20 protein-coding genes and 1 tRNA gene are annotated in these 19,696 nt (G+C 32.8%); 5 read left to right on the top strand and 16 right to left on the bottom strand.

Annotated elements, in window-relative coordinates:
* Positions 1 to 79: 79 nt before the first annotated feature.
* Positions 80 to 1,615 (bottom strand): FMN-binding glutamate synthase family protein, encoded by a 1,536-nt coding sequence (locus N4A45_13270; GenBank protein MCT4666189.1) that lies wholly within the window; start codon positions 1,613 to 1,615, stop codon positions 80 to 82.
* 236 nt (positions 1,616 to 1,851) lie between these two features.
* On the opposite strand from N4A45_13270, the gene N4A45_13265 reads away from it, so the two are divergent.
* The 5 genes from N4A45_13265 (at position 1,852) to N4A45_13245 (ending at position 5,205) form a co-directional block, all read left to right on the top strand.
* Complete coding sequence (locus N4A45_13265) at positions 1,852 to 2,379, top strand: shikimate kinase (protein ID MCT4666188.1); 528 nt, start codon at positions 1,852 to 1,854, stop codon at positions 2,377 to 2,379.
* Positions 2,363 to 2,941, top strand: a complete 579-nt coding sequence (locus N4A45_13260; protein MCT4666187.1) for an L-threonylcarbamoyladenylate synthase — start codon at positions 2,363 to 2,365, stop codon at positions 2,939 to 2,941. The genes N4A45_13265 and N4A45_13260 overlap by 17 nt, the downstream gene beginning before the upstream one ends.
* Positions 2,913 to 3,914, top strand: coding sequence for a 6-phosphofructokinase (pfkA, locus tag N4A45_13255; GenBank protein ID MCT4666186.1), 1,002 nt, complete (start codon positions 2,913 to 2,915; stop codon positions 3,912 to 3,914). The genes N4A45_13260 and pfkA overlap by 29 nt, the downstream gene beginning before the upstream one ends.
* A 10-nt stretch (positions 3,915 to 3,924) precedes the next feature.
* Positions 3,925 to 4,692, top strand: a complete 768-nt coding sequence (locus tag N4A45_13250) for a hypothetical protein (protein ID MCT4666185.1) — start codon at positions 3,925 to 3,927, stop codon at positions 4,690 to 4,692.
* Between the two features lie 428 nt (positions 4,693 to 5,120).
* Positions 5,121 to 5,205, top strand: a tRNA-Ser gene (locus N4A45_13245).
* A gap of 130 nt (positions 5,206 to 5,335) precedes the next feature.
* Here the strand turns inward: N4A45_13245 and N4A45_13240 are convergent.
* From N4A45_13240 to N4A45_13170, 15 genes are all read right to left on the bottom strand, one after another.
* Entirely contained in the window at positions 5,336 to 5,971 is a 636-nt protein-coding gene (locus N4A45_13240; protein MCT4666184.1) for a hypothetical protein, read from the bottom strand.
* 235 nt (positions 5,972 to 6,206) lie between these two features.
* A complete protein-coding gene (locus N4A45_13235) occupies positions 6,207 to 6,473 on the bottom strand; it encodes a hypothetical protein (GenBank protein ID MCT4666183.1) in 267 nt (88 codons plus the stop codon).
* Positions 6,474 to 7,207: 734 nt separating this feature from the next.
* Positions 7,208 to 7,609, bottom strand: a complete 402-nt coding sequence (locus N4A45_13230) for a hypothetical protein (GenBank protein MCT4666182.1) — start codon at positions 7,607 to 7,609, stop codon at positions 7,208 to 7,210.
* Between the two features lie 166 nt (positions 7,610 to 7,775).
* Complete coding sequence (locus N4A45_13225) at positions 7,776 to 8,240, bottom strand: hypothetical protein (GenBank protein ID MCT4666181.1); 465 nt, start codon at positions 8,238 to 8,240, stop codon at positions 7,776 to 7,778.
* Between the two features lie 107 nt (positions 8,241 to 8,347).
* On the bottom strand, positions 8,348 to 8,974 hold the full coding sequence (locus N4A45_13220) for a hypothetical protein (protein ID MCT4666180.1): 627 nt from the start codon (positions 8,972 to 8,974) through the stop codon (positions 8,348 to 8,350).
* Positions 8,975 to 9,303: 329 nt separating this feature from the next.
* Positions 9,304 to 10,083 (bottom strand): T9SS type A sorting domain-containing protein, encoded by a 780-nt coding sequence (locus tag N4A45_13215; GenBank protein ID MCT4666179.1) that lies wholly within the window; start codon positions 10,081 to 10,083, stop codon positions 9,304 to 9,306.
* A gap of 29 nt (positions 10,084 to 10,112) precedes the next feature.
* Complete coding sequence (locus N4A45_13210) at positions 10,113 to 10,433, bottom strand: hypothetical protein (protein MCT4666178.1); 321 nt, start codon at positions 10,431 to 10,433, stop codon at positions 10,113 to 10,115.
* A 54-nt stretch (positions 10,434 to 10,487) separates the two neighbouring features.
* Positions 10,488 to 10,952, bottom strand: a complete 465-nt coding sequence (locus N4A45_13205; GenBank protein ID MCT4666177.1) for a hypothetical protein — start codon at positions 10,950 to 10,952, stop codon at positions 10,488 to 10,490.
* 90 nt (positions 10,953 to 11,042) lie between these two features.
* Positions 11,043 to 11,714 (bottom strand): hypothetical protein, encoded by a 672-nt coding sequence (locus tag N4A45_13200; protein ID MCT4666176.1) that lies wholly within the window; start codon positions 11,712 to 11,714, stop codon positions 11,043 to 11,045.
* Positions 11,715 to 11,982: 268 nt separating this feature from the next.
* On the bottom strand, positions 11,983 to 12,477 hold the full coding sequence (locus tag N4A45_13195) for a hypothetical protein (protein MCT4666175.1): 495 nt from the start codon (positions 12,475 to 12,477) through the stop codon (positions 11,983 to 11,985).
* Positions 12,478 to 12,904: 427 nt separating this feature from the next.
* Positions 12,905 to 13,897, bottom strand: a complete 993-nt coding sequence (locus N4A45_13190; protein ID MCT4666174.1) for a DUF4365 domain-containing protein — start codon at positions 13,895 to 13,897, stop codon at positions 12,905 to 12,907.
* A 154-nt stretch (positions 13,898 to 14,051) separates the two neighbouring features.
* Entirely contained in the window at positions 14,052 to 14,909 is an 858-nt protein-coding gene (locus N4A45_13185; GenBank protein MCT4666173.1) for a hypothetical protein, read from the bottom strand.
* Between the two features lie 439 nt (positions 14,910 to 15,348).
* On the bottom strand, positions 15,349 to 17,451 hold the full coding sequence (locus tag N4A45_13180; protein MCT4666172.1) for a DPP IV N-terminal domain-containing protein: 2,103 nt from the start codon (positions 17,449 to 17,451) through the stop codon (positions 15,349 to 15,351).
* 338 nt (positions 17,452 to 17,789) lie between these two features.
* The gene (locus tag N4A45_13175; protein ID MCT4666171.1) at positions 17,790 to 18,593 is read right to left on the bottom strand and encodes a DTW domain-containing protein; all 804 of its coding nucleotides are present in this window, start codon (positions 18,591 to 18,593) and stop codon (positions 17,790 to 17,792) included.
* Entirely contained in the window at positions 18,584 to 19,696 is a 1,113-nt protein-coding gene (locus tag N4A45_13170) for a glycosyltransferase (protein MCT4666170.1), read from the bottom strand. The genes N4A45_13175 and N4A45_13170 overlap by 10 nt, the downstream gene beginning before the upstream one ends.

Genomic DNA, 19,696 nt, shown 5'->3' with positions numbered 1-19,696 from the left:
AAAGTAAACAGTTTTTCAGTTCCCAAATATTCTAAGAATTTCATTCTTCTTTCTCTGAAAATATCAAGGTAGATTCTCCCTAAGATTCCACTAAAACTCTCTGATGATTTTCAAAATAAACCTGATCTAAAGAGACAATTTCCCCTTTTTTGGTTCTTCTTTTAATGTATTTCGGTTGGAGAGAAGAGATATCGGAAAGTCCCATTGCTGCTACCATTTCTTCAATAGCAAAGAGGGTTTTATGATGATAGTTTTTTACTCTAATATTTTTACGTTCTACCACAAGAGCCTTAACGAGATTATCATCCTGTGTGGCAACTCCCACTGGGCAAGTATCTCTATTGCATTCACGAGCTTGAATACAACCAAGAGAAAGCATAAAACTTCTTGCCATATTTACCGTATCGGCACCTAGGGCGAGGAGTTTTACCACATCAAACGCATCTACTGCTTTACCTGCTGCAATAATTTTTATTTGATCTTTTAAACCATATTTTTTTAAAGTAGAAACCACCATGGTTAATCCATCCAAAAGAGGTGTACCCACATAGTTAGAGAATTCCATTGGGGCAGAACCTGTTCCTCCTTCTGCACCATCTACGCTGATAAAGTCTGGGTAACTCTGCTGTTGAGCAAAATACTGTATCATCTCTTCAATTTCCTCATGATTTCCTACACAAAATTTAATCCCAACGGGTTTTCCATTACTCAAAGATCTCACCTTCTCTATAAAGGCAATCATCGAATCAAAATCTTCAAAAGATGAATGACAAGGGGGAGAATCTACACGAGTAAATGGTTTAACAGAACGAATATGCGCTATTTCCTCCGTGTTTTTCTTGGCAGGAAGAATTCCTCCATGTCCTGGTTTTGCACCTTGTGATAGCTTAATTTCTATCATTTTTACTTCTGGTTTCTGTGCATTTTTAGCAAATATTTCTTCGTCAAAAACACGTTTTTCATCCACCGTTTTTCCTGCCCCAAAATATCCTGTTCCGATCTGAAAAATAAGATCTCCACCTTGAAGATGGTAAGGGGAAATTCCTCCTTCTCCCGTGTTGTGTGCAAAACTTCCCATTTTAGCTCCTTGGTTGAGTGCCATAATAGCGTTTTTGCTTAGCGAACCAAAGGACATGGCAGAAATATTCATAATAGATGCCTCATAAGGCTGTGTGCATTTATCTGAGCCAAATTTCACTCGCTGACCTTTTATATCATGATGATTTTTTGGGAATAATGAATGCTCTACAAATTCGTATCCTTTGGAATAAACATCATGCTGAGTCCCAAAAGGAACTGTTTCTAATTGCTGTTTAGAACGTTGATAAACAATAGATCTTTTTTCTCTATTTATAGGTGTTCCATCTAAGTCTGATTCAATAAAATATTGCTTTATTTTATCTCTTTCTGCTTCAAAAACCCAGCGTAGCCTTGCCATGAGAGGGTAAGTACGTAAAAGAGAATGTTTTTTCTGAAATGCATCATAATAAGCCATTATAGCCACAATGATACTCACAGCAAAGAAAATTACACTTACAGCATTAAAATGAAAATAAAGAATAATGGAAGAAACGATTACAAAAAATGTAACTACAGATAAAATGGTTTTTCTCATCGGTTTCAAATTTTTTACAAATATATTTTATTCATTTTGAAATTGTTTTTCCTTTCGATGATTTGTCTCTCTTTGTCAGTTCTTGTATTTTTTTTGATGAGCAAAGGAAAAAAATGGTATTGAAAGTGAATGTATGGTTTACTAAATATCATTGCAAATAAGTGATTAGTAAGTAAACGGAATGATCAGTTTACTCTGTGATATTTCGTTATTAAAAACGTACTTTTGTTAAAGAAATGATGAGGAATTTAAAAAAAATAGTGCTGGTAGGATTTATGGGTGCGGGAAAAACCACTCTGGGGAAAGCTTTGGCTGAAAAACTTGAGGTTCTTTTTATAGATCTAGATGAGATTATAGAAGAGTATGAAGGAAAGCCAATCTCACTTCTCATTCAAGATAGCGAGCATTATTTTCGGGCACTTGAAACAGCTTATTTAACTCATGTTTTAGCGCAAAAAGAGCACTGTGTTTTGGCTTTAGGAGGAGGAACTTTTTGTTTTGAAGAAAATCAGAAATCACTTTTAAAGGATGAAATTACCACGGTTTATCTAGATAGAAGTGAAGATTTTTTAGAAAAGCAAGTGTCTAAAATCCACGCAAGTCGTCCTTTATTATCAAATGATATAGAAAAGGTTTGGGCAGGAGCCAGAAAACTATTGTGTTCGAGAAAAGAACAATATCAACAAGCAAAGATTCATTGGAAATCCGATGGATGGGAAGTAGAACCTTTATTGGAAATAATACTGAATGGAGAGAAGATTTGAAAAAGAAGATTTGGCGAAAGCCGTAAAAACCTGTCAAGAAGACGGAGTTATTTTATACCCAACAGATACCATTTGGGGATTAGGTTGTGCTATGGAAAGTACAAAAGCTTTCGAAAAACTTTACCAAATTAAAAGCAGAGATTTAGATAAAAAATGTATTTTGTTATTTTTTAGTGAAATACAACTAGAACGTCATTTTGAAGAAATACCAGAAGTGGCTTGGGAGCTTATGGACTGTTATGATACGCCTCTTACGCTGATCCTCGAAGGTCCTAAAGGAATTCCTGCGCACTTGGTAGCAAAAGACAATACGGTTGCTGTTCGATTAGTTAAGGATAAATTTTGTCAGTTTTTAATTCAGAAATTGAAACAACCCATTCTTTCTACATCGGCAAATGTGAGCGGAAATGCAAGTCCGAAATACTTTGATAGTATTGATGAGAAAATAAAATCTCAGGTAGATTATATAGTAGCACACAAGCAAGATCTTAAAGAAAAAAGTAAAGCATCTACTATTATAAAATTGATGAAAAATGGAGAAATCAACATTATCAGAAAATAAAATCAAGACCATCGGAATTTTTACCTCTGGAGGAGATGCCCCTGGAATGAATGCTGCAGTTCGTGCTTTAGTAAGAATTGCAAGTTATTATCAGATTCGAGTTTTGGGGTTCTATGATGGTTATGAGGGGATTATTGATAATCAATTTTCAGAACTTACCAATAGAGATGTTGGGAATATTTTACATAGAGGAGGAACCATTTTGAGGTCTTCTCGATCTACGCGTTTTAGGACTCAAGAAGGACGAGAAAAAGCATATAAAAATTGTCAAGAAAACAAAATAGATGCTTTAGTGGCTATTGGTGGAGATGGAACTTTTAAAGGACTTTCTGTATTCTACAAGGAATTTGGAATCCCAAGTATGGGAATACCCGGAACAATTGACAATGATTTAGCAGGAACTGATTTTACTTTAGGATTTGACACCGCAAGAAATACCGTAGTGGAGGCAATAGATAAAATTCGTGATACTGGAAACTCACATAAAAGATTATTCTTTGTAGAGGTTATGGGAAGAGATTCTGGTTTTATTGCCTTAGATTCTGCGATTGCCAGTGGTGCAAGTGCCGTAATGATTCCCGAGACTCAGGTGAGCATTGAACAATTGATTGAAAAAATTGAGAAAAGACAAAAGGGCGGAAAAGCTTCAAACCTCATTATTGTAGCAGAGGGAAATGAGAATGGTAATGCTCATGAATTGGCTGAAAAGATGAGACAAATACGACCAGAAATGAAATCTAGAGTAACGGTTTTAGGGCATTTACAAAGGGGAGGAGCACCTTCTTGTTTGGATCGAATTTTGGCAGCCAAATATGCCCAAAAAGCCATTGAAAGTTTGATCAAACAAAAAGCGCCTAGTATGACTGCTATTCAAAATAATCAGATCGTTCTTATTCCCTTAGAAAACTCTATAAAAAAACATCCAAAACCCTCAAATGAAGTGATAAAGCTTTCAGATATCTTAACTTATTAAACTCAATACTATGAAAAATCTTTACCAAAAACTCTTTAAATTCTTTCTCATTTTTGCGGGATCTTTGATTGCTCTTTCCATTTTTATTTTTGTGTTTATGAATGAAAGTATCCCAATGGGTTCTGATCCTATAGAAGCTCAAAAAGTGGTGGGTAAAATGCATAAAACCTTGAATAAACCCGCTTGGGATAAAACGAAATATATTTCTTGGATGACAAATTCTGGGCATCATTATATTTGGGATAAGCAAAATGGGTTTGTGCAAGTCCAATGGAAAGGTAAAAACGTTATTTTTCATCAGTCTTCTGCTGTTTCCAAGGTTTTTGTGAACGAAACAGAAATTACCAACGGTCATAAAAAAGAGAAGTTGTTGCATCTTGCAAAAAAATACTTTACAACCGATTCATATTGGTTTTCGGCACCTTTTCAGATAGACGAATACCAGCTTAGTAAAGACATGGTATTGATGGAGGGCGACTCTAAAAGAAGTTTGTGTGTAAGATATCCATCAAATCATAATAACCGATCAGAAGAGGTATATGTGTATAAATTTGATGATAATTACCGACCTGTAAAATGGAAAATGTGGAATAATCAATTTATCATCGGAGGCTTGGAAACCCAATGGACTAATTGGAAAAAATCTAGCACAGGATTTTGGTACCCGCTCGTGCATCAAAAGAATTTTGGAAAGAATTATGAGTTGGTTTACCTTAAAGCAGGATTCTCTCTAGTAGAGGTGGGGCTTGATAAAAATCCGTTTTTGCAGTTAAAATAATATGCTTATCCGCTTGTTTCCCCTAAAAGATTTCTTGCCCAAGCTTCGACGCTGTCGCTTGGACTTTCATTTCTTTTGCTTGCCCAAAAGAAACGAAACAAAGAAAAGGGCACTTTTTGGAAGGTATTTTTTGATTAAAAATCAAAAACCATATTTGATTTTCTAAATTTCCTCCAAGGCTTCGGAAATTTTTAACGAAAATCAAATATTATACTGACCAAAAAGACATCTGCTCATTTCGCAACTGTTTGGGGGAAACAAACGGATAAGCAATTAAAATAATTTTTAAGGCATTTTTTATAAAAAATCAAAGAGTTAATAATCAAAAGATTATTAAAAAAGTGTGATTTTTTTTAGGATTAACCTTGGTTTTTATAAAAAAACATGATAACATTGCAACCGCGATTCCAACGGGAATACGCCGAATCGGAGAGATGGCAGAGTGGTCGAATGCGGTGGTCTTGAAAACCATTGTCTGTAACAGGACCGGGGGTTCGAATCCCTCTCTCTCCGCAAGAAAAAAGCTTCATTGATTTTAAAAATCGATGAAGCTTTTTTGTTATGTCCGTTTTTTTGAGAAAGCCCAGAATTTTCGACTTTGCTCTGCGAGCAAGTTTTTAGACTTGGATATTGAAGAGCGATTTTATTTTTCCACCAGTGTTGAAAAATTATCTATACCAATATTTTTAATCTTCCCGTTGCAGTTTTTTATAATTTTCCCCAATAGATACGGCATTGAGTCTTCTTTTCCAAGTCTTATGTATGTATAGCAGGAATCGTGGTTATTGCTAAACTCAGTTGATAGGTACGATATTCCAGTTAAGCTGCTCTCATCAGTCTCAGATCCTAAGTAAAATCTAGGCATTAAATCAGCTTGCCCTTTATAATTGTAACTTGTATTTCCAATTTCAACCATTTCAATTTTATAGTCAATCGTTGTTTGATTGATTCTTTTGATTGTTAATGCAATTGCGAATTCATCCTTTTTAGCAGTCAAAATCGTTTTTTTTCCGATTTCTGGAATTTGAGGAAACGTTACGGTGTCCCTTGATGATAGAATTAAAAAGCTATCAACAAGAGATACATTATTCATTCCTAATTCAATCATGGAGTTCAAAAATCTAATTGAGTAGTCGGAACTGTCTTTAATAAATATTGAATCGTCATTTTTTTTAGTTTTAACTTCATTTGAAATACCAATTTCTGTATTATCTGCCTTGTTAGTCTGACAACTGACCAAGGTGAAAAAAATCAGGAGAATGTTAAATGTTTGTTTCATATTAATGTTGTTATATGATAAAAACAATTGGCAGCAGCGTAGCGAACCTCTAGAATGTTTTTACACATTGTTGACCAAATACCCACACCACGAGTAGTTTTTATTAAATTTTTTGGAATTACAAAATACTTAATTTTTACATTTAATCAGGTATGTTTTTTTAGTCAATCCAGATGTTTTGTGGATTTTTAGATAGCTCTTGAGCTGTTGAGTACCTAGTTACTGAACATTTTTTTTAATTCATTAAATTCAAAACAACAATTATTGCGGGCAAAATGATAATCGCAGAGATCCAGAAAAGTTTGATTGTCTTATCATGTGATTGAACCAATTTTTTTAACTTCTTGTTTTTAGTTTTAATTGCAATCGGTAGAGGTGTTCTAAACCAATACTCACCAGAAACCCAGCCTCCACCTTTATCCGTTACCCATAAACCACCAAGGTCTTCTTTATAATCTGGTTTGATTTTTTTTATATAGTCGATAAAGGAAGCGTATTTCACCTGAGCAATTATTAGAAGAATAATGAGATAAATACTTGTACCTCCAATAAGAATACCTGTTATGATGTTTGATCCATTTTATATAGTCTTTGTTGTTATTTTACGAAGTAACAGATTAGCTTCAGCTATAGTCGATATTTCTGTAAATACGTTACACATTGTTGAAAAGCAAAAATAAAATTATGATAACAGGTAATAACAAAATCATAATTATATTAGCATTCCTCTTTAATTTCTGTTTTCTTTTAGCTAAATAAAATATTTCATAAAATAAAACTAAAGACCAAAGTATATAGAAAGCTAAAAACCAAGGAATAATTGCTAGTACATCTCCTGTTCCACATGTTCTATCTGGATTTAATGTAGATAATCCGATGAATATTGAAGCGAAAGTAAGTGCTATGATTATTATTGTTCTAAACAAAATATGCTTAAAGATATTTCTTTTTTTCATTATCTAAATATTAAACTGATTACTAGTTAAAATTACTCACTTTTTGCGAAATAATCTGAAATTTCCTGTTTTAGGGCTTGAATTTCCAGACTAAATTTTTTGTAAACCGATGTTTGTGGATTTTTAGATTGTTCTGCGTGCAAGTTTTTAGGCTTAATTATGTAAGATTGGTTTTAATTCCATTTACTTTCAAATTCCTCTTTTTCAATGGTGAACTCCATAAATTTACTTAGGTCAAGATTTGGTCGGCAAGCCTTCCAATTTCGTTTAAAGTACTTCATTAAGTTATCTCTACTAATTTTAAGCCTAATTCTTTAATTACTTGGTCAATGTCAAATTCGAAATCCTTTGGGATATTTATAGTCGCTAAACAATCAAAGTCAACTTGCCAAAATCCACCTCTTTTTGCCAATTCTTCTCCTAACATTCGATAGTCAGATTCTTTATGATTAGGTGTCAACTCAAACCTGCGAGTAATGAATTCTGATTCTTTTATGATTTTTATTATCTCATGTTTTCGCATTTCATTTATTTTAGTTTCGAATTCCGTCCCTAATGTTAATTTAGGATTGCAGAGATCATTGTCAATCATTCGAAATTTGTTTTTTGATAATTGCTCAACATAAAGTGTAGTTGTTACTTGTTCTTTTTTATGAAAAACTTCTAATTTGACTTTATTCATTTTTTGCTATATGTGTTGGTTTTTGATGGTTTGATGCGTGGTTGTTGTAGTGCTTGAGATGTTCTTCGAATTTAAGAAACGCTATGGTTTTTAGTCAATCCAGATGTTTTGTGGATTTTTAGATAGCTCTTTGAGCTGTTGAATACCTAGTTACTGAACATTTTTTTTAATTCATTTTAAATGACTTAATTATGTTTTCTAATTCGCATAATTCTTTCTTTCTGTACTTGTTTTGTGACACTGAAAGATCAATGGTATAGAACAATTCATTTTTTGGATGTTCAACAATAATGTATAATGTGATAATTGGAATTGTGTCAACTTTTTCCTCAACAAGATTCCATATTGATTTCTTTTCGAATAAGTCTGTTATTCCAGATTCAATTACATTATACTTACTTTCCACATTTTTTTGTTGTTCCTCAAGAGTCATCCAAGGTTGTGCTTTCCTCATTTCATTAATTCCAAAATACTTAAAAGCATTTTCTTCATAAGTTCCTGCACTTATTCCTGTCGCTGTAATTTCAGGTTTCCAACTGCTATCTGGCAAAACTACAGAATATCGATTGTCTTTTCCATTTACAATTATTCCACTGGTTAAATCTACCTTTTTACATTTGCAGTCATTCATAAATTCTGATTTTTCTGAGCAAGAAATCAAGAGAAAAAATCCGATTATTAGTAATGTCGTTTTTTGCTTCATCAAATGTTGTATAACGTATGGGAGTAGGGTAGTGCTTATTTTATAATTTCCTGTAATTTACAATTTTCTCGAATTCCTGTTATCATATCTTCACTGAAATTGATCCAAAATTCAAAATCATATTCTGCATATAGACACCATTTCTTGCCAGAATTATGTTGGATAATACATGCAGCATATGGGGAACAATCATAAAGTTCAATTTGTGTTACTTTTTCACTATTTAACCATTTTGACATCAGATTAAGACCAAAATCAAAATGGTGATTTTTTAAAAAGTCATTTTCCTGAGAAGCAATTTCTGTTTCATTACCTTTAGGTTCAGAACCTATACTTTCTTCATAAAACGAATAATCTTTTTTTACATTACCATTATCAAAGCCGAGATTAGAGTAAATCCATAATGGAGACCAAGGTTTTATTGGAGAATCTGGTCCAGGTGAAATTGTTATCCAAAATCGATCGTTATCATTTCTACGCATTCGTAAATTAAGTAGATAGGAACTGTAAAAACTCCCATAATTCTTCGTCGTATCATAAAAGTTACCATCTGGCAAACACCCTCCAGATTGAACACTTAATTTAGGTAAAAGTCCAAACTCAATAGAACAACCTATCATTTTTCGTAATAAATCCCTATGTTCGTCTAATATAATTTTCATTTGTTTAATTAAGTGTAAGAGTTATTTAAACAACAATTATATAGCAAAAATGTGTTTATACGCCTTATATATTTTGTTTACCCAAATCTAATGAATCCAAAGGATTTATCAAATCATTAAGTTGGTTTTTTGGGAATTTATCAAGCAAATTATGTAAATAAAATGAGCTTAAATTCATGAAAAACTTGTCGGAAAGCTTGAGATGTTTTTTGAAGTAAGTAATCGGTACAAGGCTGTGGGACTTAGTCAATCCCGATGTTTTGGGGCAGGCTACTGAGTTTATGTTTTGCTCTGCGAACAATCTGAAGACCTCGTTATTGTAAAATGTTTTACTCCTTTATTATTTTTTTTGTTAAAATGTCGTTGTCTGTATGTAATTGCAATATGTAAATTCCTTTTGATAGGTTGGTGAAATCAATTTTAGTAACTTTTGTTTCTGTAACTAACTGACCTGAATTGTTATAGATTTTAATGTTTTTTAGATTTTTAATGTTTTCAATGGTTAGGATATTTTGTACAAGATTAGGAAAGGTAATTAGCTCTTTGTAAGGCGTGTGATGATTGGTTGAAAGAGTAATTCCAGTGTTGTAGGTATAAGCGAAATATGTAAATCCTTCTAGGTTAATGTTGTTAGCCCATACAGAAGACTCATTAAGGTAATCAGCTTTATAAATGTGTTCAGCAGAACCCATGGAATTGTTATTTAGCCAACTTTGCATAAAATTAGGTTCTGATGAAAAAATAATTGAGATATTTAATCCAGGAGTACTATTAGCGAAATCTATAAGTCTATCCTTAGAATAATTAAAAGATGTATTCGGATTACTTACATAGGCATGTAATCGTAGTCTATCTAAATTAGCACCTATTATAGCGGCCTGAGCAGCTGTTGGCCATCCTACATAAGCTTCTGTCTTTATTGAATGAGTATTGTTGTTAGCAAGAGTTTTCATTTCTTGTAAAATAGTAATGAAAAACTGAAAGGCTCCATTTACAGTGCATGGTAAATTATTAGGAGTTAAGTAATTATTGCAATAGTATCCTCCAGGGTTAGTCGTAGAGTTATCCCAATACTCAAATTCCAAATTATAAGTATCAAATTTCTCCAAAGGGTTGCTTCGGCTATTGTTGAAAACATCTATAACGTTAGTGAAAAAAAAGCGTTTTCAGCAATTGCAGCAACATCTAATACCCCATAGATTGTCTTAGCTTTGTAAATGAAATCTGCTAAAATAAAATTAGTTGCTGGATTTAGCAAATTATAATTGCTATTAATAATATGAAGATCGTAAAGCAATAATGTCTTTATTCCGTTATTTTGAGCATAGGTCAATAGTTCATTTTCAGTTGTAACATTCCCCAAGATATTTGCAAAATCATTTACATACATAGCGCGATTCGCAAATACTTTGAAATTACTAACAAGTATTATTATGATTACACAAGTTATTTTTTTCATTGTTATGTGTTTTTTTTTAATGTTTTATAACGTTTCGGCTATGGCGTAATAGTTTTATTGTGATTTTGTTCTTTTTATCATTTCTTTGAATTCTATACTGTTATGCGGAGGAGTGTCTTCATACGTAATATAGCCAAAGTCACTACCGCAGAATTCTTTTATTTCTTTAAAAATCTTGTCTTCTATCTTCGTGTTAGGATATTTTGTCTCACAGTAAATTCCCATGATTATGTGTGCATCATCTGTGAAGAATAGCTCAGCACCCCTTAAGTCCGATTTTTCTGGGTTTGCCCAATACAAGCTATGTTTAACATGTTTATTATCCACTAAAAACTTAACTGCTTCTCGTGCTGTTTTAAATGTTTCTACTGGATTATCTCCATATTGAGGTACTTCAAATTCATCAGCAGTTTCTCTTCTGTTTGGAACAAAATGGTCAAGAAATCCCTCTACAAACAATTCTGTCCTGATATTTGTTAAAACATAGCAATCGGCAAAATATCCTTGGTATTCGTTCATTTCTATTCTCTTTTCTTTTCTACATGAAGCACAAAGAGGTTTAGTCGCTCCAAATCTAATGAATCAAACCTTAACCTCTAATTATTCTATTTATATCAATCTCGTTTCTCTTGTCAATTTCGATTTGTCAATTAATAAGTCATTGCTAAACCAATCAATCAGGACTTTTTCAATTTCCTTTTCGTTATATGACTTTGGGTTTCGTCTCGATTTTAGGTAGTGCTCTTGAGTCATTTTTTCGGCAACTTGTCTTACTGTTTTTAAGTCAAGCTCATTTCCTAATCTGTAAGCAAGCCAGAGTCCTCCGATAGAAAATCCTATTCCAATAAGTCCTAGTTGCCAACTAAAAAATAGACTAATAAAAGAGCCAACTAGAAGTAAGAATAGAAAATTTGTAATAAAATGAGGTGGTCGCAAAAGAGACAATTTAAACCCCAAGTTCTGTTCAATTTGATTGATTCTACTTTTTCTTATTTGTCTTGGTAAAAGTTCTGTGAGTTGAGTGTCGGGTAGTATTTTGTCTTTGTCAACTTTTAGTATAGAGGTTATAGCTTTCCGTAATTTATAATATGCTTGTTGTTTAGTGCAATCATCTTTTTTGTCAAGTTGAATTTTGTTTTTGATATAATCACACAATTCCCCAAAAGTCTGAATGTTGACTAATTCATTTTCAAAAAATTCGATTCCAAAAGACTCTTCAACTTTAACAAGTAGGTCTTCAATATCTTCTGGGTCTGTATTTCTTAGTCCAAATTCTTTCATTTTTCAAATCTTTGTACAATAATTATTTAAATGCACCATTATATAGCAAAAATGTGTTTATACTCCCTATATATTTTGTTTACCCAAATCTAATGAATCCAAAGTGTTTAGCAAATCAATGAGTTGATTTTTTGCTATATGCGTATGAATTCGGTTGGTTTTTTGGGAGTTTATCAAGCAAATTATGTAAATAAAATGAGCTTGAATTTCATGAAAAACTTGTCGGAAAGCTAGAAAAAGGTTGAGTTATTTAGCCTTTCGCCTTCTTTTATTCATTTGATTTTTTCAAGTCACTATTTTCGATCACCAATTTATATTCGACTTCATCCATTGACAGTAATCCTTCATTTATCACCCTGTAATTCCAACTATTCCTATTCTTAATCTTTTTTAATATTTTCATTTCATTTATCTGCAATGAGATTGAATCAAACGCTTCTAAAAAGTATTGGTTTTTATCATGCGCATTTCTAATTTCTCCATAGTTAGCAATTTCAATATTAGAATTTGGTTTTATTAGAATTCTTTGAATTGAGTCAGCCGATTGGAGTGTTCGAAATCCGTTTATTAATCTAATATTGGATTCAATTAAGTAATCTGATTTATTTTCAACAACATAATTGTTAATAAGTCCAGGGTCACAAGACAGGAAAAACATCGAAATTATTATTGTAAACATTATCTTCATTGTTATTTGGTATATTTTTTCTTCTTCGTTACTTGAATTGTTAAATTTATTCTTTAGGTTAAAAACATTTTTCAATCAACGTATTTTCTTTCTGATGAAGGTTAACTATCTGTTTTTAATGGTGTTTAGTTACTATAAACATTTATACACTGTGTGTGCCTTGAATGGTAAAATTAATCATTTTCGAAGAGAAAAATGCTATTTCTAATAAGTTAAAGTCCCTTATCTGAGGAATTAACGTCATTAAGTAATCTAAGTGGAAAGGTAGTTACCAAAGGGGTAGGGCAGCAGTACGAAACGATTTGTACAACGAGGTTTTATAAGTCTATCAAATTACTATTCTAAGTAAGTATCATTACTGAACCGCCGTATACGAGACCCGTACGTACGGTGGAGTATTCAGTTGTTTTAATTTTATAGGTTTTCATGAATCGCTTCGCTTATTTGAGAGGCGAACTCCGTCAGTTTAGTTGGCGGAGCCGTCTACTCGATTGTGCTTTCGTTATTTCTTTTCCACTATTACATCAGGCATATTAGGGTAGGAAGTCATAAAACTCAAAAATTTAGGCAAGAACCATTCTCTCGTTAGTTCTTCATACATATTCACAAGATTTGATAATCTATGCCAAGTAATTAGTATTTTCTCAATCAAGGAATTCAAATCCTCTCCGTCATTTAATCTTTTCTTTAAATCCATTAACTCACTTTTGGCAGCAGATAATACTTCCCAAGCCTTATATTCCCATATGTCAAGACCTTGTATTTGTTCAATAAAAAACAACACCTGTCGTCTTATGTCACTTTCAGAGGCAAAAACATTTTCAATTTCATCCCGTTTAGTTACCACTGGAAAATCTTTATACTTTAACAAATATGATAATTCATTCTTTTGATATGCAAATTTTGCAAAAGCAGATAAGAATTTCGCTCGTTTACCATAAATTTCCAATGCAAATCTGCTGATAATCTTCTCAGATAATTTATTTAAAGTCGGAATTGTAATTGTCACAGAACCTTGGTCTGTGTAGTTTGGATTTTGTGGTAGTAGAATTTTGTCAATGAAATCGTTAAGGCATATAAAGTATACATCCTTGGTTTTTAAATCTACGACAAACAACACAAATGAAATACTTGAACCTAATGATTGAACTGTATATATGCTATTTGTGTCTAATACAAACTTTACAACTTCAACTTCAATATATTCTGATTTGTCTTCTTTCCAATTTCCTTTTGCAACGTTTTGAACTGGATATAATTTCTCCTTTTTAATCTCTAATTCCTGAACGGATTTAACCTGAACATATAGATATTCGCCTAAGGTCTCAGAAACTTTTGCATTGATTGATTCAAATAATTCTATAACTAAATCAACCCCATAATCAGGATGATTAAATTCTCGAACAACCCATTCTTTTGGCAAATGGTCTTTAATAATCTTAAAAGACTCATCTTCCATAATATGCTGTATTACCCTTTGTTTTTTATGAACCATTCGTTTTTTTTAATGAAGCACAACGTTTAGTATATGAAAAGTAGGCGATTTCGAGGTATTAAAATTTCGTTAAGTACAAGTTTGTGATACGAGCCAAAATACTTGAATATATTACTGTCTCGCCTATTTTTTATATACATTGTTATGCCCTTTTTTATTCTTCCCATAAGGCGTTATTCGTTATCTTCCACTCATTATTTATTTTCTTAAACATAAGGGAAAGTGTTACACCTTCAATTGGATAAGATAGTTGCATTCTCACAGAATTTGTTCCGCAAACCCAATCACCTAGTCCAAAATAATGCTTAATACCTTCTTCTTTAATTTCTTCTTCCGTTTTGATTATTATTTGCTTATCAAATTTTGATACTCCAAGCAAGTTATTATGGTTAGCTTCTCCGAAATACTTAATAATCACTTGTTTTCGAGTAGAGTCAAAGTCTGTATGATAAAACTGTTGCAAATCTGGAAAGTCTAAAGCTTTTTGAAATATCTCTTTGAAGTCAGTTGGTGATAATTCTTTAGTTCTGTCATAAAAATTTCTTAGCCTATTAATTTCAATTGTCGATTCAGAACTAATAAGCTTATCAGATTTTGAATTTGCTTGTAACCAATATTCACCACAATTTGATATAAAATAATCGCTTTCAGTTTCATCTATATGACCAAAATTTCCCTTTTCTCCCTTATGAAAGGCAATGACATATAAGCTGTCAACTGAAAACTGATTGAGGTATGGTCTGCATAAATTTCCAAAGTCACCCCATACTTTCACTTTTTTTCGATTCTCAACCCCTTTGAAAACTTCAAGCACTTCAACTTCCATTGACATTGGTGTTGGACTATCATAAATGTCTTTAAATGTCAGATATTTATTGACTTTGACTAAAGCAACTAAATCAGAATTTGGAGATACCTTGTAGAAATCCCCTTGAGATTCACAATCACAAGCATATGTCTTCACTGTCGTTAGACTAAGGAATATTGTTAATATGATTATTACTGTTTTCATTTTTTTCTAATTGGGCATAACAACCATATAAACACACCCTTGCATAACATAGTTGTGTTTATACGCCTTATACGTTTATACTTTTTCTGTCATTATCAAAAACACAAAAAGCCCAGTAAAAACAGGTTTTGGAAGTGAATCTAGAGGTACTATTTATATTTTTGAATATCATAAGACTAAGATACAAAAAACAATTTTATGAAGGAGAGATAAGCGAATAATTATCCGTATACTATTCGGATAATATGCGACTATTGTTTTTAGTTTTTGTTGGGTTTTTATTTCTCTGTACAATGTTTTTAGCCCCGATAGAGGCGGTATCCTTTTGTTTTTTGAAGAAAAACAAAAGATAAAGCCGAAAGCGGGAAATAGCTCCTAAAAAAAATACCACTTCTTCTGTATGAAAAAGTGGTATTTAGGTCAAAATGTGTTCTGGTGCTTATTGATTGTTTTTCTCAATATAGTTTAACACTTTTTGCATGAGGTGAACTCGGTCTTTCCCTCTAACATTGTGTTTGTGTTCTGGGTAGGCAAAGTAGTCTACTTGAACGCCTTTTGAGACACAGTTTCTTACGAATTCTAGTGAGTGTTGCCACACTACTACGTCGTCTATAGCTCCGTGAATGAGTAGTAGGGGATCTTGTAGTTTTTCTACTTGCTTGTTCCAGTTGTTTTTTTGGAATCCTTCTTTGTTAGTTTTTGGGGTATCCATATAACGCTCTGTGTACATTACTTCATAGAGTGACCAATCCATTACGGGACCTCCTGCTACTCCGCAGGTGAATTGTTCTGGGTAGTTGAGGAGTAATCCTGTAGTCATAAATCCTCCATAGCTCCATCCATGAACGGCTATTCTGTTTCCGTCTATATATTTTTGAGATTTTAGGAATTCTACTCCTTTTATTTGGTCTTTCATTTCTTCGAAACCTAAATTACGGAAGGTGGCTTGCTCAAAATGGCGTCCTCTATTTCCAGATCCTCGTCCGTCCACAGTATATACGATATATCCTTTGTTTGCCATATAGTGCATCCAGAGGCTGGCTCCTGCTAACCATGAGTTGGTGATCAGTTGTACATTTGGTCCGTTATAGACATAGACTAGTGCAGGATATTTTTTGTTTTCATCGAAATCTTTTGGGAGAATCATTCTGGTATTTAGAATGGTAGATCCATCTGCAGCGGTTATTTTTGATAGTTTGGTTTGTGCAATGGCTATATTCTCTAAAGGATTTTTTGATTTTAGGAGTTCTTTGGTAATTTTTCCGTTAAGGTCTATGATTCTGCTTATATGCGGAGTATTTAGGTTTGAATACACATCATAGATTGCTCCATTTTTGCTCAAACTAGCTCTGTGGATTCCTTTTTCGGTAGTTATTTGTTGGGTTTGTTCGTTGGTAAAGTCACTTCGGAAAACTTGAACTTCCATTCCGTTATTTGTGTAGGCTGTGTAAACTACGTCTCCTTTGTAGAATCCTAATACGTCTTTTACGTCACCATGAGAAGAGGTTACTTTGTTGAGTAATTCTCCGTCGGTATTATAGCGGTAGATATAGTTGTACCCATCTCTACGACTTCTCCATAGGAACTCATTTTTGTGTCCTGGGATAAATTTCATGGCATGAACTGGTTGAACGTATTTGTCGGATTTTTCTTCAAAGAGGGTTTTGATAAATTTTCCGTTCTTTACGTCATATTGGTTCATTTTTAGGTGATTCTGATCTCTGTTGAGTACACCAATATACAGGTACTTTTCATCGGGTCCGAAGGTAATATTGGTTAAATATTGATCTTTTGGTTTCCCTGTTCTCACTTTGGTGGATTTTCTTTTGGCTACATTGAGAATTTCCACTGTTACTTGCTCAGAACTTTCTCCTGCCATAGGGTATTTAATGTTCTCTAGGCTGGCTATTCTGGTGTTTGTGTGTACCAATGGATAATCGGCTACACAGCATTCGTTGTTTCTATAATAGGCAAGATAATTGGACTTTGGTGACCAAAATGCTCCTGTTTCTACTCCAAATTCATGACGGTGAACCACTTTTCCGTAAGTGATAAAGTCTTCTTTAGAATTGGCAACTCTTTTATCTTTTTTAGGTCCTTTTAAGTAAAGGTCTTTTTCCTTAACATAAGCGGTGTACTCATGGTTTGGGGATACATAAAGTTCTTCTGCTCCTTTGCTTTTGTAAGTTTTTTCGGTAAAGCTGTTTTCCTTTATATTATATCGATATGCTTTGTCTTTATAATGAATAAGAAATTCTGATTGACTTAGCCATTTTACTGGTGGAAAATATTTCAGTTTTTCTCCTTTAAAGTCAGAAAGTCGTACTTTTTTGATTTCGTTATTGGGTAATGTAATGATTAATTCATTGCTTTCTACCATGGAATATCCTCCTTCTGGAAGCCAACGAAATTGATAGATTCTTTCTGGATAATAGTCTCTGTATTGTTTTAATACAGCGTTTTCTAATGTTAATTCTTGCTGAGCCAATCCTGTAAAACTAAAAAGGCATAGGCTAGAAGCCAATAAAATAATTTTGCGCATATAATTGTTGCTTTTTTCAGAAGCTAAAATTACAAAAATATTAAGACATTTCTATTTGTTGTTTTTAACTGGCGAGGATTCCAAAATAGCAATTATTCAACAACTGATTCCCATTCGTAACATAATTTCGACACTTCGTATCTTTGATGGTGTTTTTTTGTTGAGATAACTAGTTTTTTTGTACTTATGCTTTAAGTTCAAAAAAACTGATATGAACGGAATGTATTTTATGATACATCTAGAACTTGTAAATCTTAAAATTAATTTGAATTAAAGGAATAAAATAAGGGTTGTTTTTTTCATCTTAAAGCTGATTTATTTTTTGGATCAGCTTTAATTTATTTAGGCTGATTCTTTTGAAGAGATTTCAAGTTTTTTTCTAATTCTTCTAATTCCTTTTTCCATTCCGAAAAATCGATGCCTTCTAGATTTTGAGAGTATAATAATTTTCTAAGTTCTTTGATTCTTGCCATCACTTTTTTATTTTCGAAGTGTTTTTTATGACGAGGATTTTCATTTTGAAAAGATGCTTGAAAATCTTGCATTTGATCAAGCATTTCAAGAAGCTTTTCGTATGCTTTAGAATCATTTTCTACAATTCTTAAACTATAAACAATAGCCTCCAGAGTACAGAGAAACTGTGCATCGGGTTCTTTTCTGAGTACAAAGCGTGATTTTTCCTTGGGAATTAATTGGTATTGAGGAATTGTTTTTAATGTTTCGGAGTGTTGAATCATTTTTTTAGCTTCACTCCAAGTTCCATCAATCATTAGAAGAAGTTTTAAGTTTTTTGGGGCGATCTCAAGGTTTTTTGCTTCTTTTGATGGGAAAAGTAAGCCAATTTCGTTGTGTTCAAATTTTTCTAATTCATTATGAAGCATTGTTTGATCATCAAATTCTAAACTATTGATCAAAAAACTGTTTTCTAAAGACAAATGGGAAGCTAATGCCGTACTAAAGGCTTTTTTCTTTTCATTGGGATGTTGTAAAATTCCTATTCTCACTTGGTTTTTTTGTGGAACAATCATTTTACAAATACATACTTTTTTTGCTCTTCGGCAGTTGAAACAAAATGCTCTAGCTTCTGTAGTTTCCTGTTTTTTCTGAAGCTCTTTTTGAGGTCTTAAATCTTTTATCGACATGGTGGGAGCAGGGCTAAATAGTTCTTAAATTCCATTTCCCATGTAAGATGCTCTTGAGCTTTTCTACAATTTTCTACAAGTGATTGGTAGTATTCCCTACTTTCGATGATTTTTCTAATTTGTTGGGCAATTTCTTCAGGAGTTCTTTTGTGAATGGTTTCGCCTATAAGGTAAGTTTCAACAATGTTTTTCATTTCTGGGAAATCACTTGTGAGCACAGGGATTTCGGCTTGAATATAATCAAACAACTTATTGGGAAGTGCAAAATAATAATTGAGCCCCAGGTTTTCTTCCCAAGATAAACCCAAGCCAGCTTTAGGACTTATTTTTTTGAGCTCTTCGGGAGTTTTTCTACCAAGAAATTGAACGTTTTGGGTATATTCTTTTGTAGAAGTGTATTTCTTTAGTGTATCATATTCGTCTCCGTTTCCGATAATCCAAAGCTCAAAATCTGGAAGGAATTCCAAAGTATCAATCATCAAATTGATTCCTCTTCCTAAATTTACGGCACCTTGGTAAAGGAGTATTTTAGGAATGCTTTCCTTTTTCGGTTCCTGGGATTTATCTTGTTTTAAAGGAATATTTCTTACTACCGAAATATTGACATCATATTTTGCCATCAAATAATCGGCAATGCTTTTGCAAACAGTGATTACCCTAGGACTTTTGGGTAAAAAAGTTGCCTCCACCCAAAGCCAAAATTTCTTTACTTTCGGTTTGCTTTGTATTTCTGGAACTTCGGGAAAAAGTTCATGAAGATCAATTAAATAGTTCTTACGTTTAATCCAAGAAGCTATTTTTACGGCAGGAAGCGTGTCTAAATCATTGGCAACAAAAAAATCTGCTCGTTGGAATAAGAGCCAAAAGAATAATTGAATATTCAAAAATGCATAAAAAAGAAATCCTTTATTAAAAAGAATATGAAGTCGATGGGTTTCGTATTTTTTCTTAATTGGTAACGAGTTTGAGAGTTTCCTTCCTACCAATTTGGGTTCATATCCATGGTGTAATAAAGAAGTACAGACTTTATGAAGTCTTTGGTCTGTGGTCAAATCATTGGAGACGCACAAAATTATTTTCTTTATTGGTTTTTCCCTAGTCAA

This window comes from Flavobacteriales bacterium (assembly GCA_025210805.1).
Lineage (GTDB): Bacteria > Bacteroidota > Bacteroidia > Flavobacteriales > CAJXXR01 > JAOAQX01.
The sequence above is the reverse complement of the archived record's forward strand: the minus strand, read 5'-3'. Positions and strand labels throughout refer to the sequence as shown.